The organism is Stygiolobus azoricus, assembly GCF_009729035.1.
GTDB lineage: Archaea > Thermoproteota > Thermoprotei_A > Sulfolobales > Sulfolobaceae > Stygiolobus > Stygiolobus azoricus.
The window spans coordinates 16081-41797 of record NZ_CP045483.1; the positions used below are offsets into that span (position 1 = coordinate 16081).

The following is a 25717-nucleotide window of genomic DNA, read 5'->3' on the forward strand; positions in this document are numbered from 1 at the left end:
TATGAATGTAATTGAATTATTGACTTTTACAGTTGCAATAACGTCTGGAATAAACGGACTTTTTCAATACGTGATACTTAATTCAAAGATTAAAAACCTAGAAAAAGAATGGCCTAGAATAAAATCCTTACTGTCTCTTGCTTCATTTAAAAAATTTCTTGATGTTGTATCTGCAGACGAAGCACAAGAGTTATTGGAAGAATTAATGATAGGTTTAAGAACACAACCAGCATTAGATTTAACCTCGTCCTTTGTTGAAGAGAAACTAACGAGCCTTAAGGGTAACTTAAAGGCTTTACTGGAAATGTTAAATATAGCGGATGTTGTGACTACATTTTACACTCGTGCAAAGCACTATTACTCTAACGGATTAATTCTAAACGTTATAGCATTGACCTCTTTAATCCTGGTTTTTGTGCAATCCTTATCTCTTCTCTTTCTAGGGTTAAGCTTAGGTTTTGAGATAGACTCTCTTCTGTCTCTATTCTATTCATTTCGCTATATTGAAAAGATAGAAAAAGTTAAAAATACTCTGAAGAAGTACGTTCAAAGCTGACTTTTTAAAAATTAGACATGCTTGACTGAATCTTTCTTGAACATTCAGTTAAATCATGCTTTAATTTTTCCATATAATTAGATATAATCTCATAGTAATATTTTGGTCTCCCTATCTTCTTTTCATCCCCTTTCTCCCTCACCACAAGCCCTATATCTATCAACTTCTTGAGGCTGTTCTCGACAGTAGTCTTACTCATCTTTAGCAGTGCTGAAAGTTCCTCTGATGTCACTGGCTTTCCCAGTTCTACTAATTTAAATAAACAGTCAACGTCAGTATCGGATATCTTATAACAACATCGTATTACTTCTTTACTAGTTTTCAGTTTCTCACTCATTGATATAATTACAACCTTTTTCCTTAATAAAAATTTATCAAGTTTATACTGAATTTTCTACAATTTCAAATTCTTTTACATTATCAAAATTTACAATACATTCTTTTAATCCTTTAGTTAAGAAAGAGAAAAGTTTGGAATAAATATACGGTTTACCATCCAAAAGGACATAAGCAAAAGGTAAGTCTATTTCGCTCTCAACCTCCTTATATCTGCAGAGAATCTTAGGCATAAAGGTATACTTGACTCTTTTCTTGCCAAGAAGTAATTCCTTAATCAAGAGAGCAGTACTATCTATCGTGAACTGATCCTTTCCTAAATTCCTCTTTTTAGCTTGAGGGAAATTATCAGAAACGAACTCTTTTGTTCTGCCTCTCGGAGGATGATCTCCAAGAATTCCTCCAATAATTACAGCTTCATTTTCCGTCAAATCTTTCCTACTTAACTTTTCCTCTGCAAACGGATCTAATATTACTACCTTACTAGGGTCTACAATTTCATGAAACCTCTTTTCAGTACTAGGTATACCGTCTATCTTTACGCCAGTAATGAGCAAATTATCACCTAAAATATTATAAGCACTTTCATACTCGTAAAGGATCCATTTAGACAACTCTGGCTCCAAATGTTCAATTATGACTTTCACGTGAAGTAAATTAGTATGAAGGGATATATCGTTTTTTTGAATTGTCGTAAAGGCAATATCAGGACTAAGTCTAAAGAATTCCACTTAGAGGAGGGTTTCTATGCTTACGTCGGTTCTTGCGGAGTGAATTGTGCTAAGAGGATCTCTAGACATATGAGTAAGGAAAAGAGGAAAATGCATTGGCACATAGATTTTGCTTCTTCAGAACTTTGTGAAGTAATAGCGGTTCTCGTTGTCCCTTTAAGCGAGAAGGAAATAGTGAGAAGTCTCGTCGACAAATACGAATACGTGATAGGTTTCGGTTCATCAGATGATACCGAATACCCATCTCATCTGTTTAAGATAGACATGATCTCCTTCTTGAGGTCTATTAATTCCTTAGTTAAAGATTGATGTTTTAACGCAAGTCTCTCCATTTCCGAAAACCAATATACGCCATTTCTGAAAAACTGTAAATATACATGTTTAAAGTCGTCAGAGACAACGACCTTGAGTAGTTTAACTCCCTCTCCGAAAATCTGGGTAAGGATAAAGTCTATCTTTTCCTTGTCCAGCGAGGTATATACGTCTATGCCTTTTACAACAGTAACCTCTATTCTTCCTCTCCTTTTGCTGGTTTGACACAAGCCAATGTATCTATTAGAGGATGAAATCTTTTCGCTAACCCATGTGTAGATGTACCCTAGGTCGAGTAAATTAATGGTTTTTTCCTCATTTTGGAAATAAGCCTTTAAGGTACCTCTGTCAATTCTAAGTGTTAATCTGCCTTTTACCTCGTGGTCATACCACTTGATTTCTCCTCTTTCACCTTCACTTCTGCCTACTATCACGAAGTTTCCCGTCTTACCCTTTACTAATTTGTCCCATACTTCTAAGGAATATACATTGCAAAAGTTAACGGAAACTTTTTGTAAAGTTAACAGTATACAGTTTTGTATGACAGATGAGAGCATTCAAGGTTATAATAAGATTGAGTTAGTAAAAACTTTTGACGTGGATAGGATAAACAACATATTGTCGAGAGAAAACTTATTCAGCTACTTGGGATTGAGAGTTGTCAAAATTGATAAAGGATATGCAGAAACTGTATTAAATTACTCCGAAAACGTATTGAGAATAGGAGGAGTGTTACACGGAGGAGCTATTATGAGTGCTATTGATTACACAGGTGGATTGGCGACTATGACCGTTAACGACGGTGATGATCAAGTAACACAAGAACTAAAAATAAACTTTCTTGAGCCGATGAAAGACGGACCTTTTAGATGCGTCGGGAAAGTAATAAGGGCTGGTAAAACTGTAGTAGTCGTGGAGATAGAGTTCTACGATAAGAATAACGTTCTGGGAGCTAAGGCTTTAGGTACATGGTATATATTGAGAGGAAGGAATGTTTCAAAATGAAGGTCGCAATTATTGGTGGAGGTCATAACGGGTTAATTTTATCGGCTTTATTAGCAGAAAAAGGGGTTAAAGTTACTTTATTTGAAGCTAAAGATAAGCTTGGAGGGCTGACTGATACTGTAGAAATAAAAGGTGTAAAAATAAGTAGGGCTTCTTACGTCTTGGGTTTAATGCCAGAATTTCTTATAAAGAAGTTTCAAATACCTATACTAAAGGGGGACGTATTCCAGACATTTTACGTTAACGGAAAAGCCATACCGTTTTGGAGAGATAAGGAAAAGAGGATAAAAGAACTAGTTAAGGTGGGGGAGAAAAAGTATCCTGAATTCGAGGAAAAGCTATTGAAGTTCAAAGAGTTGTTAAGTAAAAAATTCACATTCGTTAAGTACCCACCAACAAGGCAGGAAATTAGGGAAGAAGCTGAAAAGGAGGGATTAAGCGAGTTCATTGATACTCCTGCAAAAAAGCTGTTATCAGAATACATATCGGAAGATTACCACTACTTCTTTATCTATCCCGGAATGGAGAAGAGTTCAGCTTACGTTATAGCATATTATTTTTCTACGGATTGGGCTTTAGTCGAGGGAGGGATGGGGACTGTAGCTGAGAAGGTTGCAGAATACGCTGAGAAGTTTGGGGCTGAGTTAAGGGTTAACTCCCGTGTAGAGGATATTATTATCCGAGACGACGAAGTTAAGGCAGTTGTAGTTAACGGTAAAAAATATGAAGCTGATATTGTAGTGATCGCGACTAGTCCTCTCGTGTTTTACGACTTACTTGACATTAACGTTAAATTACCGGTCTCGAGGTGGAGGAAATACAACATAATTCTGAGGAATTATCCTAGAATACCAGAGCCGTTAAAAGGATACGAATACTCGTTACTCGATACTGAGGTGGGAGAGATTCTTATTCCGTCATATTTAGACAAAGCCAGAAACGGTATCGTCCTAGAGACTATGGGTGGCCTGGAAAACGTTAAGGAGTTATTGGGAATCAAGGATGAAGATATACTATACATAGATAAAATAGACGGTGAAGTAAGTCAAAAATTGTATAATTTGCCCTTCGGTAACCTCAACCACTTACCCATGACCGATGATTTCCTATTTGAAAAGAGACTGCCTTACACTACCAAATATAAGAACTTATACTTGTGCAGCGCTGGGACTTATCCAGGAGGTCAAGTAACTGGTATCCCCGCATATAACGTGGCTAACTTGATCCTGAGTTCTTTATCTGGTTAACGCTCTCTATATCTTTCATTGCCTCATCTTCTTTTCCCATTTTCATTAGAGCCTTTGCCCTTCTGTAATAAGCTTTAACTAGCTGAGGCTTAACCTCTATAGCCCTAGAGTAGAACTTAATAGCTTCTTCTATCTTACCTTTAGTCTCTAATACAACTCCTTTATTATAGTATAACTCTGCATAATATGGGTTTAGAGATATAGCGGTGTTCAAGTCTTCTTCTGGATCCATATTCAATTCTATCTTAGTAAGGGCTCTGTAATAAAACAGTTCAGCGTCATAAGGGTATGCCTCTATTGCTAAGCTAAGTTCCCTTAACGCGTCATAATAATTTCCCATATAATAATCCGCTATGCCCTTTGCCTTGAGGGTTATCGGGGAGTTATCTTCTATGTTCGTCAATTCCTCCCGAGCCTTCTCGTATTCTTCAAGTTTTATATAAGCTAAAGCCCTCAAAATCCTCGCGTCTTTATCGTTTAAGTCCTTTAACTGGTTCAATGCATCTCTGTACAAACCATGTTGTAAATAAATTCTAGCGGCTTCAAGTCTGTTACCTGCTTTCAAGAAAGCTTGAAGGGCTTCATCGTCCTTCCCCATTTCCTTTAGAATCTTCCCGAGTAAATTATACGCTTCCTGAGATTCAGATTTCTCTATTATTTCTTGAACCTTTCTCAGTGCATAATTAAGATTTCCTTGCTTGTATGCATTTAATGCGTCTTGAATCTCGCTCATCAATTTATTATTTACCAAAATAAGGCTAAATATCTGATCATTGATACATGTCATTCTTTATGTAGACTCTTTGTTTATAACACTTCCACTTACAAAGTGTAGAATATGGAGCCTTTCTACTTCAGGTCATACGATAGAGTAGTTGGAGTAGCCCACAACGAAAAAGAGCTCGAGAACGAAATAATGAGGATAGGTGCAACAGACCCTGCATGTGTTAACTGGCACTTAGAACAAGGACACATAGTAGCTTGGTTAAGGTATATAGGGAATAACACACTTGCGGAGATGTTAAAGGGCGTAAAAGATTATAGGGAAGCGTTAGCGAGAATAAGAGACTACTTTATAATGAAAGAGACGAAGTTGGAAGCGCAAAAAAGTGGGGTTCCTAAAAAAGTTGAAAATCAGAGAAAGCCTGAATTAGGCAAACGCAAAGTCAGAGGAAGGTATTTTGTGTAAAAATTTTTACTTTCTTTCCTTTTAATTTTTGTTTTTAAATCTTTATTATTATGTAATTAAAAACTAAAAACCCTAAGAAGAACACTGGTAGAAATAAATCACTCAATCCAATAAATACCTCATTAACCCATAATGTACCAAGGCTGAAAAGCAGGGCTGATAAAAAGAATTTCATATGAGGAAGCCTTATCCTCGCAATTTGAGATTTTAATGTGTATGTGAGAACTACCACTATAATCGAGGCTATGATAGTGCCAAGCAACGAGGCGTAATAATCTTCACCCATGAGTGCTATTATCACCAATGCAGCCTCTAATGCTTCAACAGCCGAGATTGTGAAAACCACAACTACTCCCTCCTTCTTTTCATCATCTCCTTTAGCCCTTTTAACTCCCTTAAAATACCTTCTAGCACTGCGTAACAACTTATAGCCGAAATAGAACAATATTATTGCCGATCCGATGAGGACGTAATTTAACGGTAGGAGGTAAATAAACTTTCCTAACGCGAATGTAGGGATCAATACTGTTATTACACCTAACGTAGCGTATAAAAATGGTACGTTACTCTTGTAAATTCCGTGGTATATTGACGCTACAGCACCCGCTTCTGAGAGCTCTAATAGTGAAATTCCTAAAGAAGCTAAGAATATTGCTATGTTCATAATGGAAGAAGGTTATGGCAAGGAGAAATAAAAAACTGACTTTCTTTTTTAATTACTCGCTCTTGTATCCAAAAAGCTTTGTAAGATACGCTTGCTCCCAATTGTCCTTTTGTATCGTATACTCCCTCTTTAACTGAGGGTCTTTGGCAGCCGCAGGAGGTTGTTTTGTCAAGTCTAACTGGAACTGCAAGCTTAAAGTTTCTAACTTACCTTCTAAATTCCCTAAGTAAGCCCAACCTACAAACGCGTATTGCACGGGGACCTTCTCACTTATTCCTTCCATCTCAAGGATCTTATTTGCAGCAAACTGAGAGCTTTCAAACGCTATCTCCTGATTCTTAGGGAAGGGTAACTTAGCTGCATCTCCTACTGCTAAAATATCATCGTATTTTGGACTCCTCAAATCCTGAGGAGATCTCACCTCAGCAAAAGGTGAACCTAACCCTGCTTCCTCGATAAACTTTGGAGCTCTGTTAGGCTCTAACATTGCTAGTATAGTATATTCGTACTTTTCTCCGCTCTTAGTAACAACATAATTCTCTCCTATCTCCGTAATCTCTTGGTTAGTGACTAGTTGTATCCCAGCTTTTTCATAAACTTGTTTAACTATGTCCGCAATTACCGGGGGTTGAGTCTTGTCATTAGCGTCAATATGTATTATCTTAAATTTATCCCTAACACCTCTATAAGTCAGAATTGTGTGAGCTAACATAGCAGTCTCAGTAGGGGCAGGTGCACATCTGTAAGGGGCTTTAGGTGCGTAAATAATTATACTTCCACTCTCAGCAGTCCAGAGCCTTTGTTTAAGGACGTTTACCATACCGGGGTCATAGACTGTAGTGTTCTTCCACCAATACTTTTCATAACCATTTATTGAAGAACCATCAAACACTATTCCGGGGGATAAGACTAAGTAGTCATAATCTAGTTCTTTCTTAGTGTTAAAGGTGGTTTCTGACAAGTAGACTTTCCTATTCGCAGGGTCTATTTTGTATACATTTCCGATAACTACTTTGATTCCACTCTTTCCTACCTCTTCATAGCCTCTCAAGATTCTACTATATTTCTGCTCACCAGTTAGGATGAGTGGTCTACTAGGCCCCGATATATAGTAGTCGTCCTTGTTTATAACGGTAATTTCTGCGTTCTTCAGTTTCTGCGCCAATGTGTTTGCAACTCCCATTCCACCTATTCCGCCACCAACGATTACGACCTTTTTCATTGAGTATACATCTTTTTCTCACTTTAATTAAATTTACAATTATTACGACATTGAGAAAACTATTTTAAAGCTGAATCGATCTGTGTAGGTATCATCATTGTTTTCACTATTAGTTTCATTCATCTCTATCTGACTCTTTAATGAACAAATTATGCATGAATGAACAAGACGCAATGAATATAGCAAGAATAGTGCTTGAGATAATAAAATATAACATACCGCTGGACTGCGAGGAGGATTTCGAAGTATTGGCCAAAAGGCTACTAAACGACTTAAGGGATCTGGGTCTTGAAAAGACTTTAGACAAGTGGTTAAAAGAAGAAGGTGAAGAAGTTGACTTAATGCTTAATCCTTAAACACTTCTGTAATCTCCGCATTAGCCTCTTCGTAGTCCTTTAACGTGTCTATTGATCTCCAGTATACGTTATCGAAAGTTATCCCCTTAAGAAGGCCTTTTTGGGCCAGCAAGGGAAAAGTCTCTTTTTCTATATCCCCTTTCTCAGGAAGATACTCGAATATCTCTGAGCTCATAGAATACACACCAGCATTTATCCAATAGTCTTTCAATATTGGTTTCTCAACAAACTGCGTTATAATTCCGTCCCTTTCAACTTTTACTATACCGAAGGGACTCCTCAAAGGTACCAAAGATATAACAGCTACAGCCTTATCGTCCTCCAGCTTAAAGAGGTCAAGGTTAGTTAGGATATCCCCGTTTAAAACGAAGAACCTTTCCCCGTTTGATATAAATCCATTAAGCCTCTTTATAGCTCCACCAGTTCCTAGAGGTTGATCCTCAGTGAGAATTGCAATAGATATCCCTAACTTATCTTGATTTTTTGCCACCCAATCGATGAGAACCTCTTTCTTATAACCTGCAAGTACAAACACAGACGTAACTCCGAATTTTTTCAACCACTTTATCTGCCACTCAATAATCGGTTTACCTGCTATTTCAATAAGGGGTTTGGGTCTCTCGTCTGTTAAGGGCCTGAGCCTCTTACCAAAACCTCCAGCTAAAATTACAGCTTTCATTATTTATATTCCCGTTTTACAGATTTTAAGGTTATTTATTTTCTTCATCTAGTTTTATTCCTTCTAGTTCTAGTAATTTTCTTTTTAGTTCAACGCCTCTTGAGTAACCACCAATTCCGTTTTCAGCTACTACCCTATGACAAGGTATAATCAACAACACGGGATTCTTAGATAGGGCTACTCCTACAGCTCTTGGAGAAGTCTTTAATGTATCTGCAATCTCTTTATAAGTCTTTACTTGCCCCCACTTAATTTTTCTTGTCTCGTTAAACACTCTCCGTCTAAAGGTATTAACATTAATGTCTAAGGGAACCATTGAAAAATCTACCTCCTTACCTTCAAAGTACTTATCGAGTAGATGAAAGAAGTCCGTGAAAAAAGAATTGTCCAATAACTCCTTTTCCACACATTCACAGAAATCTAACATTATAAACCCTTTTTCACTTCTGGCAACAGTAATTGTCCCTAAGGGGCTCTTATACACTCCGTAGACTATCATTTGAGTTTACTTATTGTATTATTCTGGCTCAAATCTCTATTCTTTATCTCCTCAAGTAACGCTGAAAGGAAGCTATTGAGCTTAATCCCCCTTATTTCGACATTACCTCTAGCCCTTACCGTTATTTCTCCCTTCTCCATCTCCTTCTTTCCTACTATAACAATATACGGTATGCCCTCATCATAAGCCCTCTTTATCCTCTTGGATAGGGTCTCCTCACCACTATCAACATCAACCCTTACTCCCTTCTCCCTGAGCTTGAACGTTACATCGTTTGCATACTCATCTACTTCCTCAGTAATCGGTAATACCCTGACTTGAATAGGAGATAGCCAGGTTGGTAACTTACCCCTAAAGTGCTCTAAGAGAATTGCCATAAATCTGTCCATGGAGCCGTAAATGGCTCTGTGAACCATTACAGGCCTCTTTTTCGTTCCATCTTTGTCTACATATTCCAACTTAAACCTTTCCGGTAAATTGAAGTCAACTTGTATAGTAGATAACTGCCACCACCTCTGCAGGCTATCCCTTATGTCAAAGTCTATCTTAGGCCCGTAAAATGCCCCTTCCTTTTCTTTAACTACGTATTTCAGACCGAGCTCGTTAAGTGCAGAAACTAAAGCATCAGTAGCCTTATCCCACTGTTCATCAGTACCTATACTGTCATCTGGTCTCGTGCTCAAATTTATCCTGACGTCGTCCTCTTTAAAGCCGAAGGTTGATAGGACTTCAAGAGTCTTCTTTATTAACAACTTAATCTCGTCTTTGAGTTGATCGTCACGAAGGAATATGTGACCGTCGTCTTGCGTGAAACCCCTAACTCTTAATAAACCGTATAACTCCCCCTTCTTCTCCCATCTATACACATGACCGAACTCCGAAAATCTCAGAGGTAAATCACGGTAGCTCCTTGTCTTACTCTTGTAAATAAGAATATGTGCAGGACAGTTCATAGGCTTTATTCCGAGTTCTTCATCCTCCATTTTAAACAACAGCATTTTATCCCTATAGTGATCGTAGTGACCACTGATTTTCCACAATATTGCCCTATAAACATGTGAAGTGTAAACTTCCTTGTAACCCATACTGTTGTTTATCTCCTCCATATACCTCATTAACTCCTTCCTTATTGTCTGCCCGTTAGGGTGAAATAGGACTACTCCCGGAGCAGCTTCGTCCGGAAAACTGAAGAGGTCTAATTTTTCACCGATAATTCTGTGATCATATTCTGAAACCTTCTCCAACCAGCTTAGATAGTCCTTAAGTTGTTCTTCTCTTTCAAACCCAACACCCCTGATCCTAACGTATTGCAACTCAGGAGTAGGGTGGTGGACTGAAATATTCAAGATCTCAAAATACTGAGGTTCTACCTGAGCTATTTCACCACTGCTAACTTTGATCCTCATACCGTTATATTCTACTTCTCCATCCTTCACTTGGAAATTGAATTTCTTATATTTAGCGAACTTCTTGGCTTCCTCAAGTGTTAACGTAGTCTGTGACTCTACGTCAACGTAAAAATCCCTTTCTCCTAACCCCACTTCTACTGGCTTTAATCCAGCTTCTGCTAGGTTTAGAGCGTATATTATCCCTGCCTTCAGCCAGACGCTTTTATACTCTTCCATGGATACCATTTTATCCTGAAGCAAATAAAATAGCTTAATGCAAAATAGTGACGTTCTAATTATAGCCAGCGGGGGAGGACATACAGGTTTTGCAAGAGCTATCGCAGAGTACCTCTCGCTAAGCAGTAACTCGTATAAAGTTGACTTTGTAATACCCGAGAACGATAAGTACACCGAGGAAGTACTTAAACCCTTTTCCAGTCAATTCTATTACGTCAAAAAGGCTAAAGAACCAGATCAGGGAAACACAGCTCTCATAAAAAATCTACCCCGCGTGTTAGCCCAAAGTCTGAAAATAAAGAAATATAAAGTAGTCATCGCTACGGGATCAAATCACTCCCTTTTTCCAGCTTTAGCCCAGAGAGTCAAGGGAAGTAAACTCTTCGTAATTGAGAGTCAGGATAGGATAGTGACTAGAGGTAAGACAGTATCAATATTATCAAACTTCGCAGAAAACGTCTTTCTCCATTGGCAGGAACAGAAAGGTCTATACCCTAAAAAAGGGATGGTAGTTGGACCTATAGTCGAAAAGCCGAAATACACTCCGAAAGATAACGGTTACGTTCTAGTGACTGCAGGGACTATGGGTTTTAAAAGACTGTTCGATATTGTGGTCAGTTTAGACTTCGGTAAAGAAGTTGTAATACAAACAGGTAGAGTACCTCCTGAACAATACGCTAAGAGAGGCGTCAAGGCTTTTTCCTTCTCTACGGATCTAGAGAAGTACATAAGTGAAGCATCTCTAGTAATAACTCACCAAGGTAAAACAGCAATGGAATCAGTGGTAATGTATAAGAAACCTACGATAGTGGTCTACAACAAAGACTGGAGATATGCTGCTACGAAAGAAGACTCTAAACAATACGCAGAAATTTTAGGTGCTACCTTTTTAGACGATCCGTCCCAGTGGGAATCCATCGAAGAGTTAGCTGAAGCAGTTAAAAAGGTGAAACCCCCTAAAAAATATGAGATCGGGACTCCTAATCTAGTTAAACGGATTTTGGAGGAGCTTTCATGATGAAACGAGCGCTAGCTGATGAGGTGAAGACGTCACTGCGTGCTGAGCTCCTTAGGATACTGGAAGAGAACGTTGATTTGTTGAGAAGAGCAGGGTGGATAGTAACAGATGCCGAATCTCCGAAGTGGTGGGATGGAGTAGAGACTGTAGACGAGTTGTTAATTTCCTCAATTTTAGTTCAGATGACTAAATGGGAAATAGTGAAAAAGATTCTTCTGAAAATGAGAGAGAAAGGGGTAAACAGTTTAGAGAAACTAAGTCAATTGAGCGAAGAGGAGATTGCTGAACTAATAAGGCAAGCAAACTTCTACAGAACTAAAGCCAAGAGGTTGAAGGTACTATCTGAAATAACGTCAAAAATAGGGGTTGAAAAACTGGTTAAGGACGAGAAATTGCTGAAGGAGGTTGATGGCATTGGGGACGAGACTGCAGAAGCGTTGTTACTCTTTGCAGGTAATATTCCCGTGTTCCCGCGTTCCAATTATGCTAAGAGAGTGATGAGTAGAGTACTTAATGTAGAACTTACCAGAGAAGAGGCTAAGGAGATCGTTGAGGAACTTGTAAGGAAAGATCTTTACGAGTTGAAACTAGCCCACGCAGGGTTAGTAACGGTGGGGAAACTTTATTGTTTTTCTAATCCAAAATGTAATAGTTGTGTATTTAAACAATTCTGCAAATATTATAATGCGAACCGTAATGAAACTTTATGAATACGAAGGAAAAGAGATCTTCAAACTGGTTGGAATCCCAGTCCCAAGAGGTGTGGTAACAGACAAGCCGATAAAGTGGGACGGAAAGGCTGTTGTCAAGTCCCAACTTCTTGAGGGTGGTAGAGGGAAGAAGGGGTTAGTGAGAGTAACTCAAGATGTGTATAATACAGTACTCGAACTCCAAAAATTAGGCGTAAGTAAATTCCTTGTTGAGGAGTATATCCCACACGATAGGGAAATTTACCTCTCTTGCCTTATAGACCGTGAGGCAGTAGAGCCTATTATCGTCGCCTCTCCTGAGGGAGGAGTAGATGTTGAGAGAGCTAAAAACATTAGAATCTTTCACATCCCGATTGAGAGGGGAGTAAGGGATTTTGACGTACTCGAAATCGAGAAATATTTAGACGTGAAAGGGTTAAAACCTATTATTCAAGGTCTTTATAGAATAGTAACTGAGTTCGAAGCTGAGCTTGCGGAGATAAACCCCTTGGCTGTAACTGAAAGTGGTCTAGTAGCACTGGATTCGAAAGTGATCTTAGAGGACAACGCTTTGTTCAGGCACCAAGACTTATTGGAGAAGCTAGGCAGGAGTTACGAAAAGTCGGACTCATATGTTGAACTAGATGGAGACATCGGGATCATAGGTAATGGTGCAGGTCTGACCATGGCAACGATGGATATGGTGAAATTAATGGGAGGTAATCCTGCAGACTTTCTAGATATTGGTGGCGGTGCAGGAAGTGACAAGGTTGAGGAGTCAATAATTAGGCTTGCTAAAAACCCCAAGGTCAAGAAGATAGTAATGAATGTCTACTGCGGTATAACAAGATGTGACGAAGTTGCTCAGGGAATAATCAAAGCCCTTGAAAAGGTGAAGATCCCTATCTACGTTAGGATTGTAGGTACCAATGAAGAAGAAGGAAGAAAGTTACTTTCCCAGAGAGGGATATCAGTATATGAAGACCCTATAACCTGCATAGGTGATGCAGTACGCTCATAAATAGGAACACTAGGATATTAGTTCAGGGTATAACGGGGAGAGAGGGAAGTTTCCACACTAAACAAATGTTGGATTACGGTACTAGGATAGTCGCTGGTGTCACCCCCGGAAAAGGAGGGACTGAGGTTTACGGTATACCGGTATACGACACAGTTGCTGAGGCACTAAAGGAACATGATGTCGACGCAAGTATTATATTTGTCCCTGCTAAATTCGCTACGGACGCAATGTTTGAAGCTATAGACAACGGTATCTCTCTGGTAGTAACCATAACGGAACACATACCGGTCATGGACATGCTCAGGGTTAAAAGATATGCGAAGCTTAAGGGTAGTAGGATAATAGGACCTAATTGCCCCGGTATAATAGTTCCTGAGGAAGTGAATTTAGGGATTTTCCCACCTAGAGCTTTCAGAAAAGGTAAGGTAGGAATTGTATCAAGATCTGGTACGTTAACCTACGAGATAGCTGAAATAATAAAGAGAGATTTTGGTCAATCAACGGTAATAGGGATAGGAGGAGACCCGATTGTAGGTACTACTTTAGATGAAGTGGTTGAGATGTTTGACAAGGATCCAGAGACAGAAGAGATAGTTATAGTCGGAGAGATAGGAGGTACTATGGAAGAGAAGGTAGCGAAAATGAAGAAGGAGGGTAAAATATCAAAGAAAATAGTAGCGTATATTGCTGGGATGACGGCTCCGAAAGAGAAAAGGATGGGTCATGCTGGTGCAGTAGTGTACATGGGTATGGGGACTTTTGAAAGTAAGATAAGGGCTTTCAAAGAGGCTGGTATACCGGTAGCTACTACCCCCTACGATATCTTAAAATTACTGTGACTAGTACCACAAGAACTATAACAACAGCTAAGGGTATCCAATACTGTTGTAAGAACTCAGTGAAGGGATAGTAGGGGGAACTTAAGTCCGTAACATGATAACTTGTCAAGGGATTTTCTAAGTTCTGAAGTATTATTGAGATGTTCCCGCCGTTAGGGAATATGAGGAGGAAGTATTTCCCTATTGTAAACCCCATATAAGGGTTTGATGTATTACCAGGTATCGCTTGATAATAAGTGCCAAATGGAGTTACTGACCCGTTCATCTTGAAGAAGTAATTTGACCCGTTGACGAGCACTGTGCCTGTCGGTTCAACTATGGGAAAATCATCTATTGGTATGATCACAGTTACATAACCTTTGGACTCCAAATTAATGGCCCCGAGAGAAAATGTCTTGTTCTCTAACTTATACGTTAGTGATTTCGCGGAAATAATTGCTTGTGGAGTTACCACGTAAACACTCTCTTTTACATTAGGGCTAAACTTCAAGGTAAGTTTATATAAAGACCCTGATTTCTCTAAAGGAGGAAGAGGATTAATCCCAGTCATATTTATGGATATGTTATCAACAGCCTGAATGCGAAGAGAAGATATGTAATTATATGCTACACCCTTAATCGGAAAACCGTACTGGGCTGAAATAACCAAATAAGAGTTACCGTTATAAAACTTGATAGCTGGAATGTTAGTCCCATTAACAGTAGCAGAAGTCAGGGTAAAGTTGGTAAAGAATAATATAAACTGTAACCCACCAGTCTCGTCTCTATATAAGAAGGAATAGTACGTAAGTTCTTCGCCCTGACTATTAAATGGGGTTACTTGAGGTTTCACCAGAGGAGTAGGATAATATATCTCTTTACCGGTAATATTTAGGCCTATTCCTAGATCTTGCCACTGCATTGTCATATTATAATTTGAGATAAAGATTTGACCTCCTCCTGAAATATAGGAAGATACCGTGTACGATAATACTAGTCCTTGTATTAGAAACGCGTAAAGGATTATTTTTTCGACCATCACTTTATGCATTAATCCAGTTGATTAAAGTTTAATCCATATGTGGGCCCGGTGGGACTTGAACCCACGGCCTCCCGGTACCTGATCACCGGGATTATCAGCCGGGCGCTCTACCATGCTAAGCTACGGGCCCAGACTATTATTATAGTCTTAAACTATCATTTTTAAGACTTATTCTCCTAATTATCAGACCTTGAAAGCTTCATCACATTTCTAGCCGCCCATCGCTCATCATCAATTATTGTATAATCTGGATTAAGCTTATATAAGATACTTTGGTTTATGAAAACGATGCAGTCGACAAAAACTGTCCAAAGAGTGAAGTTTGACAAATTCAAGATTCTCGATACATTGATGGTTACTGGACTCGTACTTGTATCCATTGCAATAAGGATAATAAGTGCTACTGCTTTTCCCCAATCTGTAAACGAGTTTGACCCATGGTACTTATTCTATAACGCATTACTAATAGCTCAGCAAGGAGGAAACTGGTATGCAGTGCCTCCAGATGTACACGCGTGGTTTCCGTGGGGATATTTCATAGAACTAGGGAATACAATAGGTCTACCTTGGTTAGTAGCCCTATTTTCCATGCCATTCTACTCTCAATTTGGAGCTAATGCTGTATATACTGTAGCTATAGTGTCAGACATTGTCTTAGACGCAATAGGTGTCGTAGCTGCGTTTCTTGCAGTTGACGCAATAACTGAGAATAGAGTAGGTGCTTACGTAGCAGCTGCAGCAGTAGCTGTATCACCATCCCTAACATATAAGAATTTGCTCGGTGGATTACCTAAGACCTCATGGGGAGCTACATTTGTTTTACTTGCAATATACTTTATGACACTAGCGATAAAGAGGAAGAAACCTATATACGGTATACCTGCAGGTGTAATGATCTTCCTAGCGAATATAACTTGGGGAGGTTATACGTACATAGACTTGAGCCTTGCATTAGCGGCATTCCTACTAGTACTCCTTAACAAAAACGATGAGATAACTGCTAAGTCTTTGACCTTGCTGGCTGTAACTTCAGGCTTCTTAACCTCATTTGCACCGAACAACATTGGATTTCTATCAGGTGCTGCTCACGGTCTTTCTTTACTAATAATCCCGTTATTCCTATATCTCGAACTCTACTTAAGGAGGACCTTACCGAGGGAAATCACGGATTCAAAGAACATAATAATAGGAGCCTTTATAGTGTTCATAATATCACTAGGAATTCTAGGATTAGCAGCAATAGGGAAGAGTCCAATACCTTCAAGATATTACGCAATTGTTAACCCGTTCTACCAGTTCTCAGTTCCTATAGATAGGACTGTAGCCGAATACATTCCGCAGCCAATTACAGCAATGATACAGGATTTCGGAATCTCATTGTTCTTGTCGATTTTAGGTATATACTTCATACTTGTAAAAAGACAAGAATTACCCGGTCTATGGCTCTTAGTCCTCGGAGCAGCGAGCATTTACGGAACATCAGAACAGCCTTACCTATTTAATTATACCGCATATATAGTAGCTGCGTTAGCAGGTGTGGGAGTTTCAGAAATAGTTAGTAAATTCATGGAGAAAAAAATTAGACTTGTTCCGATTCTGATGTTAGCAATCGTAGGAGTATCTTTGTTAGCAGATGCTGGGATTGCTATAGAGGTAAGTTATGAACCGCCATCCCTTCTGAATGCTGCTACTCCATATTTAATAGTAAACTATGCATGGGTATCGGCACTAGATTGGATAAATCACAATACTCCTAATAATGCGTTCATATTGAGCTGGTGGGACTATGGATATTGGATAGAGACAGTAGGTAATAGGAGCGTTATAGACGAGAACAACACATTGAACGGTACTCAAATCAAATTGATGGCGGAGATGTTCCTCAATAACGAGACGTTTGCAGCTAATGTATTAGAGAAAGACTTCCACTTATATCCATATGGTAGTCCTAACTACACTTACCCAGTTTACATAGTTGCGTACGATGCTGTTACTCTTTACGTAAACAGTAGTTCAGGTATTGGTATTTGGTTTATTGGATATCCATCTAACTTCCCGGGTACATTTATAGGCTACACGACCAGTTTAGGCGATATTGCTAAAGCTATGGGAGCTATGACTACGATAGCTGGATATCCTATAAATGAATACGCGAACATATCCTACATCAACTCTACTATATTCTCACTAGAAACTTCGGGTCTACCACAAGCAGCTCAACTAGCACAGATAATAGCGAATTCGGAGCCAATGGCGTGGACTCCTAAAGCTTATAATTCGTTAATTGTAAACATGTTCGTAGAAGGGCTTCAGTCTTTAAATCAGGGACCAGTTGCAGCCCCCTTCAGCTTCTCCTTAAACTCCATACTATCTGGGCAAATAAATCCTTACTTTGTACCTAGAGTGAATATGTTGTACTTTAAGCCTGTCTATATAGCACTTTATCCAGTTGGAACAGTACCTGCTATAGGAGGTGTAGCTGAGGTATTCATCGCTGTTTTAATATACCAGTTTGTAGAACCTTATGTCATTATTCCTCCAACTGTGGTAGTAAACGGGACTCAAAGCTAGAGTTTTTTACTTATTTCTTCTTATTTTACATACAATTAAAACCTAGTGGTAAGAAAATTAAAAATAACAAAAAACCGTATAAAATTAACAGTTCAATTTTATTCCCTTTTTAAGCTCTATCCTATACCTAACGTACTTATCTTCTGGGGAAAATCTTGGAGGAGCCGTGATTACCGTCTTATTCCCGCATATAGGACATATTTCTTTCATAGTGTATATCTTGTCCTTAGGACATTTCCTAAGTTTCCACTTCATTTCTTAACCACTGTAAACGTTACTCCTTCTTTTTGACTTATTTCTTTCATAGTTTCTATTAGTTCTTGTAAGGTCATTGCGACCTGCTTAGGATCAGTACCGGTCACGTCGACTCTGTACCTAGGTGCTCCTATTGTGTAAATCCTGATCTCCTCTTCTTTGTCCTCAAATTTACTAACAGCTTCACTGAAAACTTTCCTTATCTTCTCTATTCCGTCCGGTGCAATAGACCTTAATGACACAACCTCACTTACCTTTACTTTCTTTTCCTCAATGTGCTTACCTATTTCCTCCATTAACGGTTTTATCCATATTTCTTTAACACCTGCGTCTTTCAGTATGTAATCTCCCTCTTTAACTGCTCTTACCATACTCTCATAAACGTCCCCGTACTTGTTTTCGAGTTTAAACGCTACTTCTTTCCACGCCTCTTGTTCGTTTTTACCCAATTTTTGAGAAATTATTTCAAGTATCTTGTCTACCTTTTGTAACTTCTTCCACTGCAAGTTCTTCTTCCTTTTCTCATCTTCAGTAACTTTCTTTAAAGAAACGTCTATAGTGCCTTTCTTTCTGTCCACTCTTATGACTTTAACTACTACCTTCCTCCCTTCCTTAATTACATCCCTTATGTTCTTAACCCATCTACTACTTATCTCACTCCAAGGGAGAAAAGCTTGTAAATTCCCGTACTCATCTAGGGTTACATAACTGCCGTAATCAAAAACTTGTTTTACCGTTGCTATAAGGACTTCTCCTTCCGCAGGTATTTGCTTTTGATTGTATATCATTTCTAACCAAGTATTCTAACTATATCTCCCTCTATTTTTGCTTTACCACCGGTGGGAATAACGAGCTGAGAACCGCATGATAGACAACGTACTGGGAAGGTGGAGTGAGAGAACACCGTTTGCTCGTTACCGCAGTTCTTGCATTTCACTCTGTAGAATTTGCTCCTAGGCTCAGGAATTAGGATCTTAAACTTAGCCTTCATTTGACCACCTCAACTAACTCCAACTTCTTAACTCTAATTCCCTCCTTCACAATAGTATAGCCACATTTCTGGCACTTCAGAGTTAAAGTTTGTTTTTTCGTAGTTTTAGCGAACCTCTTTTGTTCAGGCTTTCTCTTGCTACCATATCCTAAGTTCTTTCTATCATATCTCCTCTGACCTTCAGAGAGAGTCCTTCTTTTTCCGCTCTTATATAACGATACTGAATGTTCTGTGTGTGTCTTACACTTAGGGCAATAAGTCCTGATAACTTTTGGGATTTTCATTTTGCGATCACTCTCTAACTTCTACTGGAGTTATATAATTAGTGGTTATTAAAGCTAAAACCTTGTTTAACGGTAGTATTATTACGTCACCCTGCTCGACTACAGTATTTCCCAGACTGAACTTAGTATTACTGAGACAAAGTACCTTTCCCTTGTACGTGTGATACTTCCCAGTCACGTAGTCGATGTACACCTTCTTCATTACGTTCACAAGCGACAGTATGTCTTTGTCAAAGCCTTTGGGTTCAAAACCCTCAATGACTTTCTCAAGTCTCAACTCTAAGAGTGATTCAGCTAATTCTTCGTATATTTTCAGCTCTTCTATGTGAAGTTCGTCACTGTATTTCCTCCTCAGCCTCAAAAGAGCTTGTATTAACTTCTCAATAGTGTCTTTTGAGATCTCGGTTATCTCGTTATCTCGTTTGAGCTCGTTACTTACCAAATCATCTAACATATGCCTTAATCACCCCTAAACCCTTTAAGCTTAAATAAATACCTAGTTCTGCAGGGAGCTTTAGTACTGTGTCCTTCTTGAGGTCGATCTTCCCGTCTGGTAACTGTAAAGAATAGGTAACATATGACAGAAAGGCTACGTAACCCTTAAAGGGAGATAAGGACTGGATGTTAAAGTCGAATTTGTCGCCTTTGACCTCATGGACCTTTAGTCCCGCCTTACCGTTTATCGACCCCGGTATCCTTACTAGTCTTCTCGGGTCTACTGTGACTTGATGGTCTATCCTGACTCCTTTCAACCCTCTAGCCAGTCTCCCCACCCAACCTGGCGAATTGACATCGCCTTCATAAGGAGGTGAAGGATCGGAGATATAATCTGCTATTTCCTTCCTGTCTTCTGAGTCTAGTAATGCACAATCCCCGTGACATTCAACTCTTACATGAAAACCTCTGTTCCCAGAAAAGTAAATTTTAGCATCCATCCCGAAATCCTCTTTGAGTATGTCCTTTATCAACAAGGCTTTTCCAAACACGTTTTCCATGCAATCCTTAGTTAATTCAATGTACTCTATTGAGTTTTCACACTGCATTAAAGATTCCATACCGTCACAAAACCTCTTGACTCTTAAGTCACAAATTTCGTCTGCATCTAGGTCAAATAGGAGGTCTGAGCCCAACCAACCTTTTTCCTCCATGTCCTTGGCTTGAGGTAGTTGATACCTCGCCGATGAGTAGTATAGATGTAAAGGTACTTTCTCCCTGAGGAATAATTTCAACTCGTCAGGATTAGTAAATGAGAGGTGTCTCACGTACATTTCAGCATCAAAAGGCTGATAGGCGAACTCCCTTAACTCTATGTCGTTAGGCAGCTCTAAAATTGCGTTTTCATAATACTCTTTGAAAAGTGTGTAAATTATTTTATTCAGTTCTCGGCGAGATGTAGAAATCAGCATAACCCCCTTGAGGCAAGTTATATCTCAACTTTAGAGGAAGTTGAGAACCGAACTCTATGTTCACGGTATCAGACGGTCTTTTCATTTTAGTAGTATTTGCTATATATTCCAAACCGTAAGCACTCTCGGCATCTGATCCCTCGCTTTCCATTAACCCCCCGTTCTCCTTTGATAACTCTATTGACGCTGAGGCTAGGTCTCCCTCGACGATGATAATTAGTTTACCATTTTCACTCTTAAACTTTATTATATCACTCCCGGTCTCTTCCAGCTCGTCCATTAAGTCAGCGAATGTTGCAGTTAACATTTGAGCCTTAAACGGAAACTCCAGCTTTATCTCAGGAAATTCCGTCTCGGTAGGAGATAGAACCGGTAGCGTGAAAGACCTCTCATACTCTCCGTCTAACTCAAACACGATCTTGTCTTTTTGTATATCTAAAGATAAGGAGTCGTTTTTAGTAGCACTATCTAAGATGTCGGCAACTTCCTCAATTTTCATCCCGACCTTGGTCTCTTCCTCAACTTCATACTCCTCGAAGTATCCCGAGGGAATCAAAATGTCTATTAAGACAGTCCTCGATGGATCTATACCTTTTATCTTAAGACCATCTTTGTCTATCTGGATCGTAGTCTCGTCTATGAACTCAGTTAGCGTCTTAAATATAAACGAGAAGTTGTTCGCATCCACTACCTTGATCTTCATGATATTATTCTTTGCTAACAAAATTTTAAAACCTGAGGTTTCGGTTATTCACAGCTTGGGATTCGGTTCCTCAGTTGCATAATCCTCCCCACCAGCTAGTACCCTCTGGATCTCGGCGTATAGCTCATCCATGCCTTCCATTGTGGTTGAAGACACGGGAACCGGGAAATTGTCTAGGTTTTCAACTACAGTTTTAACCAGTTCGAAAGAGTACTCGTCTAACACTCCCATCTCGTCTATTATCCTACCCTCATCGATCCAGCTCTTCATCTCTTGAAATTCTTTTGGAGTTAAGAGGTCTGACTTAGATAGGACTAATATTTGAGGTAAGCCAAGCCTAAACTTAACGGAGCTAGAGAGTAATAGGAGGGATACAAAACTCCTAGCCTCTTTACTTAGGAACGAGTCAAGGAGAAACAATGAAACGGACTTATTTACATCACTGATTAACTTCGACAATATTCTACCTGTCTGCCTATAGGCAAACAATTCTATTTGACCTGGTGTATCAACTAGAACGTAATTAGCTTCTATCTCGTTTAACTCATCTTTTAATTCCTTAGCCTTAGTAAGAAGTAGGTCTATAGAAGCTACGAGTGCCGAGTTGGGTCCTAAGGAATACCTTTCCATGACCTCAAATGCATCTACATAGTCCCTGACGTCGAGGTCTGGTTTATAAGGTAGGCTCTCTACTGCTGGGTCTAAGTTAATAATTGCCGTGTCAAGTTCATTTCCGTTTAAATAGTCACTCAGTGCTTTCACGAGTGTAGTCTTACCGGAACCAGCTGTACCGAGGACGAATATAAAATACATTAAACCATCACGTTTAATCTTAAAAACCACTTACTCACTTAATAGTTTAATGATCATTTTAGGAGGAACGGCAACTAACGGGATAGACGAAAAGGTCTCAAGCTTACTCAATTTAAAGCTTGTAAAAGTAGAACATAAGGTTTTTCCAGACGGAGAGTCTTACGTACGAATACCCGAACAGATAACAGATAAAGACGTCGTAGTGATACAGTCCTTATATCCTCCCCAAGACAAACACTTAATCGAGTTGTTTCTAATTGTCGAGACATTAAGCGACATGAAAGTAGATAAAATCACTGTTGTTATCCCTTACCTTGCTTACTCTAGACAGAACAGAAGGTTTAAGGAAGGAGAAGCTGTAAGCATCAAAACAATCCTGAACCTACTCAGAAAGAGCGGTGCTACTTCACTAGCTGTTGTAGAACCCCATCATTATGAGGAACTTGAGTACTTTGACGGAGACACTAAAGTCATTGACCCCATCCCTTACATATCCAAGGTAGTGTCACAGAGGACTGAGAAACCACTAGTCCTAGCTCCTGATAAAGGAGCATTAAATAGGGCAAAGAGGTTAGCTGAAATCCTATCTACTGACTATACCTTTATCGAAAAAGAGAGGGACTTGAACACTGGAGAAGTAAGGATTAAGAACTTACCGGAACTAAAGGTAAAAGGTAGAGATGTAGTACTAATAGACGACATTATAAGTACAGGGGGCACTATGGTTCAGGCTATAAACATAGTTAAAAAGCATGGGGCTAGGAAGGTTTATGTTACTGCTGTTCACGGGCTATTTATAGGAGACGCATACTCAAGGCTAATAGAGGCGGGTGCTGAGGAAGTAATCATAACCAATACGATACCACAAGATCCAAGTAAAGTAACGATAGTTGACGTATCAGAGGCTGTAGCGAGAACGTTATGAACTATGCTTACCTCAATTTAGACAATATTTTTTTATCACTAGATGAATTAAGGAGTATTATCCACGGGAGCGAAAAGGAGTATTATTATGGAGTCGCGCTCTACGAAGGAGACCAGAGAGTAGCGTATAAATCTGGGGCGATAAAGAAGACCGGTAAAGTCTTAGCTATTTCTACTGACGTTAAAGATGTAGTTGAGACATTAAGAGGGAGGTGTTACTCGGTTGATATAGACGTCCCTATGAGGGAGTACAAGAACTATGCAAAGACTGTTTACGGTGAGGTCGTATCGTCGATAAAAACCTCCAAGAAATGCGAAAAATTAGACCTGATCGTAACAGAAGGAATTATAATAGCGGGAGAAAGGAAGGCTGAAAAACACACCGAATCTATACTATCCCACTCTAAAAGACCTTACTCACAATCAGGAACTCTAAACCCTGAGATAGGAAGGATAATGGTTAACTTATCCGAGAGTCTAAGGGAAGTTTACGACCCTTTTGTGGGAACGGGAACTATTCTCATCGAGAGTAGGTGGTTGGGACTTAGATGTATAGGGAGTGATATTGACCTCGATATGATAGCAAAAAGTTTAGCAAACCTAAGGCATTTTAATTATGAATGCGAGGTATTCCAGGCAGACGCAAAAAATTTACCCGTGAGGAAGGTAGAAGCTATAGTAACGGATCCTCCTTACGGTAGGTCTTTCTCTCCTAAGGGGCTGAAAGAGCTTTATCGAGAGTTCTTCTACCAAGCTAGCGAAATAGTTGACGGAAAACTTGTTTTCACTACGGATTTTAAGTTCGACTGGAGGGACGACCTAAAAAGTGCGGGATTTAAAGGTGTTAAAATTCATACTATATACGAGCATAAAAGTCTAAGTAGGGCTATTTACGTGGTAACCAAATGATCAAGATATACTTTATAGGAACAGGTGGAGGAGCACCTAACAAGAGAGGGTTACCGGCTTACCTTGTTCAAAGGGAGGGACTTTACGCACTTTTCGACGTAGGAGAAGGAACTCAACAAAGACTTATAGAGTCCGGACTAGGCTTCATGAGGATAAGGGTGATAGGTATTACTCACTTACACGGAGATCACGTATTAGGCTTACCGGGATTGTTAGAGACTATGGGGATGTATTCTAGGAAAGAAAAACTGACCTTATTAGGACCTCCGGAGCTGAAGGACTTCGTCTCAGAGGTCTTTAATAGGACTTATTTCAGCCCTAATTACGAGATAGAATTCGCAGAGTCATATGAGGACTCTAACATAAGGATAACAAAGTTCAGGACGTGTCACGTAGTTAATTCCTACGGCTTTATCTTTGAAGAAAAAGACAGAATAAATATAGATGCAGAGAGGCTCAGAAGAGAAGGAATCAAGGACTGGAGAATAATAAGGCTTTTGAAAGAGGGTAAGAGAGTCGAAATAGGTACTAAAGTTCTCTTGCCTGAGGATTATCTGGTGGTTAAGAAAGGGATCAAAGTAGCATATACCGGTGATACAGCACCTTGCAATGACGTAATAAATGCCGTTAGGGAAGTAGACCTACTTTTGCACGACTCAACTTTTTTAAATGAGAAAGAAGCCTACGATTACGGGCATTCCAATAGTAAAGACGCGGCTACTGTAGCTACTAAAGCTAACGTTAAACGGCTAGCTTTAATACACATAAGTCCACGCTATGACGATGCGACGCCTCTACTGAAAGAGGCAATGAAAGTTTTTGAAAAGACCTTTCTACCCGAGCCCTTTTCCTATTATATCCTTCAGGAGTAATGAGAAAAATCACTCCTGAGGTATTGGGTTTTCCCATAGCGGTACTCCCTTTGCCGTCTTAGGAGTGAGCCAATCGATTACTGTCTGTGGATCTTTGTACTCTATCCTTACTTTTATAGGCCCTAAGGGTGACTCGTTTTCACTATCTACAAACGATATTCTCCTCACTGCAGCTGCTTGTTTGTTTAACATAAACGATATGCTGTTCCCATTAATACCTTTGTATAAGTATTTCCTGGCCGAATCTAGAATTTTCTCTTCCCTTAATGCTCTGTGAAACCTTATAAGTGATCTTAAAGTGGACGATTCACCTATTATCACTAGATATATACCCACTTTTTCCTCACTTATCCTTTCGAAGTCGAAAAAATTCAGCATAGCCTGAAGGACCTTGTCCTTGTCTTCTGATGGTCTTACTTCGACTTCTACCACGACTCTGGTCATATTAATCTATTAATTAACTCTTCAGCCTCCCTCTTAAATTCCTCTAAACTCTTGTCATTAACTAGTACGTGGTCAGCTAGGGCTATCACAGTCCCTATACCCATCTCTAACTCTTCGAAGTCCCTCTTTATTAACCCCTCAATTGTGAGCACGTCGTCCTTTCTCGCCCTCCTCATCAACCTCTCATATCTGGTTTTTGGGCTCGCGTGAACGTTAATTATAACTACTTCTCCCCTCTTCTTGAACTCTTCTATTTCCTCCCAGTTTCGCACTCCGTCAAATACGACGACTTTCTCATCTCCAGAGAGTTTCTCTAAACACATTTTTGCCACAACACCCTTCCCGTATAAATTCCTCATCCTAAAGGCAAAGTCCATCAGCCTTTCTCCTTCCTTTGCCTCAGCTTTATACCTCTCTCTCAGAACATCACTCATGACAACTACCTTTACCCCTTTTTCCTGAAAGAGACGGGAAAGTTCTCCTTTACCCGATCCAGGCATTCCAGTAATTGCAATTATTTTAATTAATGACCACCT

Annotated in this window: 34 protein-coding genes and 1 tRNA gene; 14 read left to right on the plus strand and 21 right to left on the minus strand. The window is 39.4% G+C overall.

Going from position 1 to position 25717, the window contains the following annotated elements; genetic code table 11:
- The first annotated feature begins 1 nt into the window (after nt 1).
- Nucleotides 2–556, plus strand: a complete 555-nt coding sequence (locus tag D1868_RS00090; RefSeq protein WP_156004733.1) for a hypothetical protein — start codon at nt 2–4, stop codon at nt 554–556.
- A gap of 4 nt (nt 557–560) precedes the next feature.
- On the opposite strand, the gene lrs14 is transcribed toward D1868_RS00090, so the two are convergent.
- The gene (gene lrs14 / locus D1868_RS00095; RefSeq protein ID WP_156004734.1) at nt 561–893 is read right to left on the minus strand and encodes an Lrs14 family HTH-type transcriptional regulator; all 333 of its coding nucleotides are present in this window, start codon (nt 891–893) and stop codon (nt 561–563) included.
- Nucleotides 894–936: 43 nt separating this feature from the next.
- Nucleotides 937–1539, minus strand: coding sequence for an SAM-dependent methyltransferase (locus D1868_RS00100; RefSeq protein ID WP_196770248.1), 603 nt, complete (start codon nt 1537–1539; stop codon nt 937–939).
- Between the two features lie 36 nt (nt 1540–1575).
- Between D1868_RS00100 and D1868_RS00105 the strand changes: the two genes are divergently transcribed.
- Nucleotides 1576–1932 (plus strand): GIY-YIG nuclease family protein, encoded by a 357-nt coding sequence (locus D1868_RS00105; RefSeq protein ID WP_231112394.1) that lies wholly within the window; start codon nt 1576–1578, stop codon nt 1930–1932.
- Here the strand turns inward: D1868_RS00105 and D1868_RS00110 are convergent.
- Nucleotides 1869–2369, minus strand: a complete 501-nt coding sequence (locus D1868_RS00110) for a hypothetical protein (RefSeq protein ID WP_196770249.1) — start codon at nt 2367–2369, stop codon at nt 1869–1871. The genes D1868_RS00105 and D1868_RS00110 overlap by 64 nt on opposite strands.
- A 106-nt stretch (nt 2370–2475) precedes the next feature.
- Between D1868_RS00110 and D1868_RS00115 the strand changes: the two genes are divergently transcribed.
- Entirely contained in the window at nt 2476–2940 is a 465-nt protein-coding gene (locus tag D1868_RS00115) for a PaaI family thioesterase (RefSeq protein WP_156004738.1), read from the plus strand.
- Nucleotides 2937–4187, plus strand: a complete 1251-nt coding sequence (locus D1868_RS00120) for a phytoene desaturase family protein (RefSeq protein ID WP_156004739.1) — start codon at nt 2937–2939, stop codon at nt 4185–4187. Before D1868_RS00115 ends, D1868_RS00120 begins: the two co-directional genes overlap by 4 nt.
- Here D1868_RS00120 and D1868_RS00125 read toward each other — a convergent pair.
- On the minus strand, nt 4156–4920 hold the full coding sequence (locus tag D1868_RS00125) for a tetratricopeptide repeat protein (RefSeq protein ID WP_196770250.1): 765 nt from the start codon (nt 4918–4920) through the stop codon (nt 4156–4158). The genes D1868_RS00120 and D1868_RS00125 overlap by 32 nt on opposite strands.
- Before the next feature lie 105 nt (nt 4921–5025).
- Here D1868_RS00125 and D1868_RS00130 point away from each other — a divergent pair, with 105 nt between their 5' ends.
- Nucleotides 5026–5376, plus strand: a complete 351-nt coding sequence (locus D1868_RS00130) for a hypothetical protein (protein WP_231112396.1) — start codon at nt 5026–5028, stop codon at nt 5374–5376.
- 34 nt (nt 5377–5410) lie between these two features.
- Here the strand turns inward: D1868_RS00130 and D1868_RS00135 are convergent, their stop codons facing one another.
- On the minus strand, nt 5411–6040 hold the full coding sequence (locus D1868_RS00135) for a hypothetical protein (protein WP_156004740.1): 630 nt from the start codon (nt 6038–6040) through the stop codon (nt 5411–5413).
- A gap of 52 nt (nt 6041–6092) precedes the next feature.
- A complete protein-coding gene (locus D1868_RS00140) occupies nt 6093–7262 on the minus strand; it encodes an FAD-dependent oxidoreductase (protein ID WP_156004741.1) in 1170 nt (389 codons plus the stop codon).
- Nucleotides 7263–7402: 140 nt separating this feature from the next.
- On the opposite strand from D1868_RS00140, the gene D1868_RS00145 reads away from it, so the two are divergent.
- Nucleotides 7403–7618: a hypothetical protein gene (locus tag D1868_RS00145; protein WP_156004742.1), complete on the plus strand. Its 216-nt coding sequence runs from the start codon at nt 7403–7405 to the stop codon at nt 7616–7618.
- Here D1868_RS00145 and D1868_RS00150 read toward each other — a convergent pair.
- Genes D1868_RS00150 through thrS form a run of 3 tightly spaced genes read right to left on the minus strand, consistent with a single transcriptional unit; the run spans nt 7608 to nt 10421 of the window.
- Complete coding sequence (locus D1868_RS00150) at nt 7608–8297, minus strand: nucleotidyltransferase family protein (protein WP_156004743.1); 690 nt, start codon at nt 8295–8297, stop codon at nt 7608–7610. The two genes, D1868_RS00145 and D1868_RS00150, sit on opposite strands and share 11 nt — an antisense overlap.
- A gap of 31 nt (nt 8298–8328) precedes the next feature.
- Complete coding sequence (locus tag D1868_RS00155; RefSeq protein WP_156004744.1) at nt 8329–8796, minus strand: methylated-DNA--[protein]-cysteine S-methyltransferase; 468 nt, start codon at nt 8794–8796, stop codon at nt 8329–8331.
- Nucleotides 8793–10421: a threonine--tRNA ligase gene (gene thrS / locus D1868_RS00160; protein ID WP_156004745.1), complete on the minus strand. Its 1629-nt coding sequence runs from the start codon at nt 10419–10421 to the stop codon at nt 8793–8795. Before thrS ends, D1868_RS00155 begins: the two co-directional genes overlap by 4 nt.
- Before the next feature lie 37 nt (nt 10422–10458).
- On the opposite strand from thrS, the gene D1868_RS00165 reads away from it, so the two are divergent.
- Genes D1868_RS00165 through sucD form a run of 4 tightly spaced genes read left to right on the plus strand, consistent with a single transcriptional unit; the run spans nt 10459 to nt 13988 of the window.
- Entirely contained in the window at nt 10459–11439 is a 981-nt protein-coding gene (locus tag D1868_RS00165) for a UDP-N-acetylglucosamine--N-acetylmuramyl-(pentapeptide) pyrophosphoryl-undecaprenol N-acetylglucosamine transferase (RefSeq protein WP_156004746.1), read from the plus strand.
- A complete protein-coding gene (locus D1868_RS00170) occupies nt 11439–12149 on the plus strand; it encodes an endonuclease III domain-containing protein (RefSeq protein ID WP_156004747.1) in 711 nt (236 codons plus the stop codon). The genes D1868_RS00165 and D1868_RS00170 overlap by 1 nt, the downstream gene beginning before the upstream one ends.
- Nucleotides 12136–13149 carry a succinate--CoA ligase subunit beta gene (locus D1868_RS00175; protein WP_156004748.1) on the plus strand — a complete coding sequence of 338 codons (1014 nt, stop codon included), beginning with the start codon at nt 12136–12138 and terminating at the stop codon, nt 13147–13149. The genes D1868_RS00170 and D1868_RS00175 overlap by 14 nt, the downstream gene beginning before the upstream one ends.
- A 14-nt stretch (nt 13150–13163) precedes the next feature.
- Nucleotides 13164–13988: a succinate--CoA ligase subunit alpha gene (gene sucD, locus D1868_RS00180; RefSeq protein ID WP_269194920.1), complete on the plus strand. Its 825-nt coding sequence runs from the start codon at nt 13164–13166 to the stop codon at nt 13986–13988.
- Here sucD and D1868_RS00185 read toward each other — a convergent pair.
- Both D1868_RS00185 and D1868_RS00190 read right to left on the minus strand, forming a co-directional pair.
- The gene (locus tag D1868_RS00185) at nt 13957–15006 is read right to left on the minus strand and encodes a hypothetical protein (RefSeq protein WP_156004750.1); all 1050 of its coding nucleotides are present in this window, start codon (nt 15004–15006) and stop codon (nt 13957–13959) included. The genes sucD and D1868_RS00185 overlap by 32 nt on opposite strands.
- Before the next feature lie 43 nt (nt 15007–15049).
- Nucleotides 15050–15139: transfer RNA gene (locus tag D1868_RS00190), tRNA-Ile, on the minus strand.
- A gap of 158 nt (nt 15140–15297) precedes the next feature.
- Here D1868_RS00190 and D1868_RS00195 point away from each other — a divergent pair.
- A complete protein-coding gene (locus D1868_RS00195; RefSeq protein WP_156004751.1) occupies nt 15298–17580 on the plus strand; it encodes an STT3 domain-containing protein in 2283 nt (760 codons plus the stop codon).
- 84 nt (nt 17581–17664) lie between these two features.
- Here D1868_RS00195 and D1868_RS00200 read toward each other — a convergent pair whose 3' ends face one another.
- From D1868_RS00200 to D1868_RS00235, 8 genes are read right to left on the minus strand one after another with little or no spacing between them, the layout of a single operon-like run.
- Nucleotides 17665–17835, minus strand: a complete 171-nt coding sequence (locus tag D1868_RS00200) for an RNA-protein complex protein Nop10 (RefSeq protein ID WP_156004752.1) — start codon at nt 17833–17835, stop codon at nt 17665–17667.
- Nucleotides 17832–18623: a translation initiation factor IF-2 subunit alpha gene (locus tag D1868_RS00205; RefSeq protein ID WP_156004753.1), complete on the minus strand. Its 792-nt coding sequence runs from the start codon at nt 18621–18623 to the stop codon at nt 17832–17834. The genes D1868_RS00200 and D1868_RS00205 overlap by 4 nt, the downstream gene beginning before the upstream one ends.
- Before the next feature lie 2 nt (nt 18624–18625).
- Nucleotides 18626–18826 (minus strand): 30S ribosomal protein S27e, encoded by a 201-nt coding sequence (locus D1868_RS00210; protein ID WP_156004754.1) that lies wholly within the window; start codon nt 18824–18826, stop codon nt 18626–18628.
- Nucleotides 18823–19110: a 50S ribosomal protein L44e gene (locus tag D1868_RS00215; protein WP_156004755.1), complete on the minus strand. Its 288-nt coding sequence runs from the start codon at nt 19108–19110 to the stop codon at nt 18823–18825. Before D1868_RS00215 ends, D1868_RS00210 begins: the two co-directional genes overlap by 4 nt.
- A 7-nt stretch (nt 19111–19117) precedes the next feature.
- On the minus strand, nt 19118–19564 hold the full coding sequence (gene gins15, locus D1868_RS00220) for a DNA replication protein Gins15 (protein WP_156004756.1): 447 nt from the start codon (nt 19562–19564) through the stop codon (nt 19118–19120).
- Complete coding sequence (gene priS, locus D1868_RS00225) at nt 19554–20516, minus strand: DNA primase small subunit PriS (protein WP_156004757.1); 963 nt, start codon at nt 20514–20516, stop codon at nt 19554–19556. The genes gins15 and priS overlap by 11 nt, the downstream gene beginning before the upstream one ends.
- Nucleotides 20482–21219 carry a DNA polymerase sliding clamp gene (locus D1868_RS00230; protein ID WP_156004758.1) on the minus strand — a complete coding sequence of 246 codons (738 nt, stop codon included), beginning with the start codon at nt 21217–21219 and terminating at the stop codon, nt 20482–20484. The genes priS and D1868_RS00230 overlap by 35 nt, the downstream gene beginning before the upstream one ends.
- 48 nt (nt 21220–21267) lie before the next feature.
- Nucleotides 21268–22032 (minus strand): ATP/GTP-binding protein, encoded by a 765-nt coding sequence (locus D1868_RS00235; protein WP_156004759.1) that lies wholly within the window; start codon nt 22030–22032, stop codon nt 21268–21270.
- Between the two features lie 49 nt (nt 22033–22081).
- Between D1868_RS00235 and D1868_RS00240 the strand changes: the two genes are divergently transcribed.
- Genes D1868_RS00240 through rnz form a run of 3 tightly spaced genes read left to right on the plus strand, consistent with a single transcriptional unit; the run spans nt 22082 to nt 24737 of the window.
- Nucleotides 22082–22957 (plus strand): ribose-phosphate diphosphokinase, encoded by an 876-nt coding sequence (locus D1868_RS00240; protein WP_156004760.1) that lies wholly within the window; start codon nt 22082–22084, stop codon nt 22955–22957.
- Entirely contained in the window at nt 22954–23865 is a 912-nt protein-coding gene (locus D1868_RS00245; protein ID WP_156004761.1) for a TRM11 family SAM-dependent methyltransferase, read from the plus strand. Before D1868_RS00240 ends, D1868_RS00245 begins: the two co-directional genes overlap by 4 nt.
- On the plus strand, nt 23862–24737 hold the full coding sequence (rnz, locus tag D1868_RS00250; RefSeq protein ID WP_156004762.1) for a ribonuclease Z: 876 nt from the start codon (nt 23862–23864) through the stop codon (nt 24735–24737). The genes D1868_RS00245 and rnz overlap by 4 nt, the downstream gene beginning before the upstream one ends.
- A gap of 9 nt (nt 24738–24746) precedes the next feature.
- Here rnz and D1868_RS00255 read toward each other — a convergent pair whose 3' ends face one another.
- Both D1868_RS00255 and D1868_RS00260 read right to left on the minus strand, forming a co-directional pair.
- Nucleotides 24747–25181, minus strand: a complete 435-nt coding sequence (locus D1868_RS00255) for an RNA-binding domain-containing protein (protein WP_156004763.1) — start codon at nt 25179–25181, stop codon at nt 24747–24749.
- Nucleotides 25178–25705, minus strand: coding sequence for a nucleoside monophosphate kinase (locus tag D1868_RS00260; RefSeq protein WP_269194921.1), 528 nt, complete (start codon nt 25703–25705; stop codon nt 25178–25180). The genes D1868_RS00255 and D1868_RS00260 overlap by 4 nt, the downstream gene beginning before the upstream one ends.
- Nucleotides 25706–25717: the final 12 nt, after the last annotated feature.

What these genes read in the sequence shown, in the direction of transcription:
- D1868_RS00170 (WP_156004747.1), top strand. Translation starts at nt 11,439, where the DNA reads ATGAAACGAGCGCTAGCTGATGAGGTGAAGACGTCACTGCGTGCTGAG.
- D1868_RS00125 (WP_196770250.1), bottom strand. Translation starts at nt 4,920, where the DNA reads ATGAGCGAGATTCAAGACGCATTAAATGCATACAAGCAAGGAAATCTT.
- D1868_RS00175 (WP_156004748.1), top strand. Translation starts at nt 12,136, where the DNA reads ATGAAACTTTATGAATACGAAGGAAAAGAGATCTTCAAACTGGTTGGA.
- lrs14 (WP_156004734.1), bottom strand. Translation starts at nt 893, where the DNA reads ATGAGTGAGAAACTGAAAACTAGTAAAGAAGTAATACGATGTTGTTAT.
- D1868_RS00235 (WP_156004759.1), bottom strand. Translation starts at nt 22,032, where the DNA reads ATGTATTTTATATTCGTCCTCGGTACAGCTGGTTCCGGTAAGACTACA.
- D1868_RS00150 (WP_156004743.1), bottom strand. Translation starts at nt 8,297, where the DNA reads ATGAAAGCTGTAATTTTAGCTGGAGGTTTTGGTAAGAGGCTCAGGCCC.
- D1868_RS00155 (WP_156004744.1), bottom strand. Translation starts at nt 8,796, where the DNA reads ATGATAGTCTACGGAGTGTATAAGAGCCCCTTAGGGACAATTACTGTT.
- D1868_RS00205 (WP_156004753.1), bottom strand. Translation starts at nt 18,623, where the DNA reads ATGATATACAATCAAAAGCAAATACCTGCGGAAGGAGAAGTCCTTATA.
- D1868_RS00145 (WP_156004742.1), top strand. Translation starts at nt 7,403, where the DNA reads ATGAACAAATTATGCATGAATGAACAAGACGCAATGAATATAGCAAGA.
- priS (WP_156004757.1), bottom strand. Translation starts at nt 20,516, where the DNA reads ATGCTGATTTCTACATCTCGCCGAGAACTGAATAAAATAATTTACACA.
- thrS (WP_156004745.1), bottom strand. Translation starts at nt 10,421, where the DNA reads ATGGAAGAGTATAAAAGCGTCTGGCTGAAGGCAGGGATAATATACGCT.
- D1868_RS00140 (WP_156004741.1), bottom strand. Translation starts at nt 7,262, where the DNA reads ATGAAAAAGGTCGTAATCGTTGGTGGCGGAATAGGTGGAATGGGAGTT.
- D1868_RS00135 (WP_156004740.1), bottom strand. Translation starts at nt 6,040, where the DNA reads ATGAACATAGCAATATTCTTAGCTTCTTTAGGAATTTCACTATTAGAG.
- D1868_RS00090 (WP_156004733.1), top strand. Translation starts at nt 2, where the DNA reads ATGAATGTAATTGAATTATTGACTTTTACAGTTGCAATAACGTCTGGA.
- D1868_RS00185 (WP_156004750.1), bottom strand. Translation starts at nt 15,006, where the DNA reads ATGGTCGAAAAAATAATCCTTTACGCGTTTCTAATACAAGGACTAGTA.
- D1868_RS00115 (WP_156004738.1), top strand. Translation starts at nt 2,476, where the DNA reads ATGACAGATGAGAGCATTCAAGGTTATAATAAGATTGAGTTAGTAAAA.
- D1868_RS00120 (WP_156004739.1), top strand. Translation starts at nt 2,937, where the DNA reads ATGAAGGTCGCAATTATTGGTGGAGGTCATAACGGGTTAATTTTATCG.
- D1868_RS00230 (WP_156004758.1), bottom strand. Translation starts at nt 21,219, where the DNA reads ATGAAGATCAAGGTAGTGGATGCGAACAACTTCTCGTTTATATTTAAG.
- D1868_RS00210 (WP_156004754.1), bottom strand. Translation starts at nt 18,826, where the DNA reads ATGAAGGCTAAGTTTAAGATCCTAATTCCTGAGCCTAGGAGCAAATTC.
- D1868_RS00130 (WP_231112396.1), top strand. Translation starts at nt 5,026, where the DNA reads ATGGAGCCTTTCTACTTCAGGTCATACGATAGAGTAGTTGGAGTAGCC.
- D1868_RS00165 (WP_156004746.1), top strand. Translation starts at nt 10,459, where the DNA reads ATGCAAAATAGTGACGTTCTAATTATAGCCAGCGGGGGAGGACATACA.
- D1868_RS00245 (WP_156004761.1), top strand. Translation starts at nt 22,954, where the DNA reads ATGAACTATGCTTACCTCAATTTAGACAATATTTTTTTATCACTAGAT.
- D1868_RS00195 (WP_156004751.1), top strand. Translation starts at nt 15,298, where the DNA reads ATGCAGTCGACAAAAACTGTCCAAAGAGTGAAGTTTGACAAATTCAAG.
- D1868_RS00240 (WP_156004760.1), top strand. Translation starts at nt 22,082, where the DNA reads ATGATCATTTTAGGAGGAACGGCAACTAACGGGATAGACGAAAAGGTC.
- D1868_RS00255 (WP_156004763.1), bottom strand. Translation starts at nt 25,181, where the DNA reads ATGACCAGAGTCGTGGTAGAAGTCGAAGTAAGACCATCAGAAGACAAG.
- rnz (WP_156004762.1), top strand. Translation starts at nt 23,862, where the DNA reads ATGATCAAGATATACTTTATAGGAACAGGTGGAGGAGCACCTAACAAG.
- D1868_RS00200 (WP_156004752.1), bottom strand. Translation starts at nt 17,835, where the DNA reads ATGAAGTGGAAACTTAGGAAATGTCCTAAGGACAAGATATACACTATG.
- D1868_RS00215 (WP_156004755.1), bottom strand. Translation starts at nt 19,110, where the DNA reads ATGAAAATCCCAAAAGTTATCAGGACTTATTGCCCTAAGTGTAAGACA.
- gins15 (WP_156004756.1), bottom strand. Translation starts at nt 19,564, where the DNA reads ATGTTAGATGATTTGGTAAGTAACGAGCTCAAACGAGATAACGAGATA.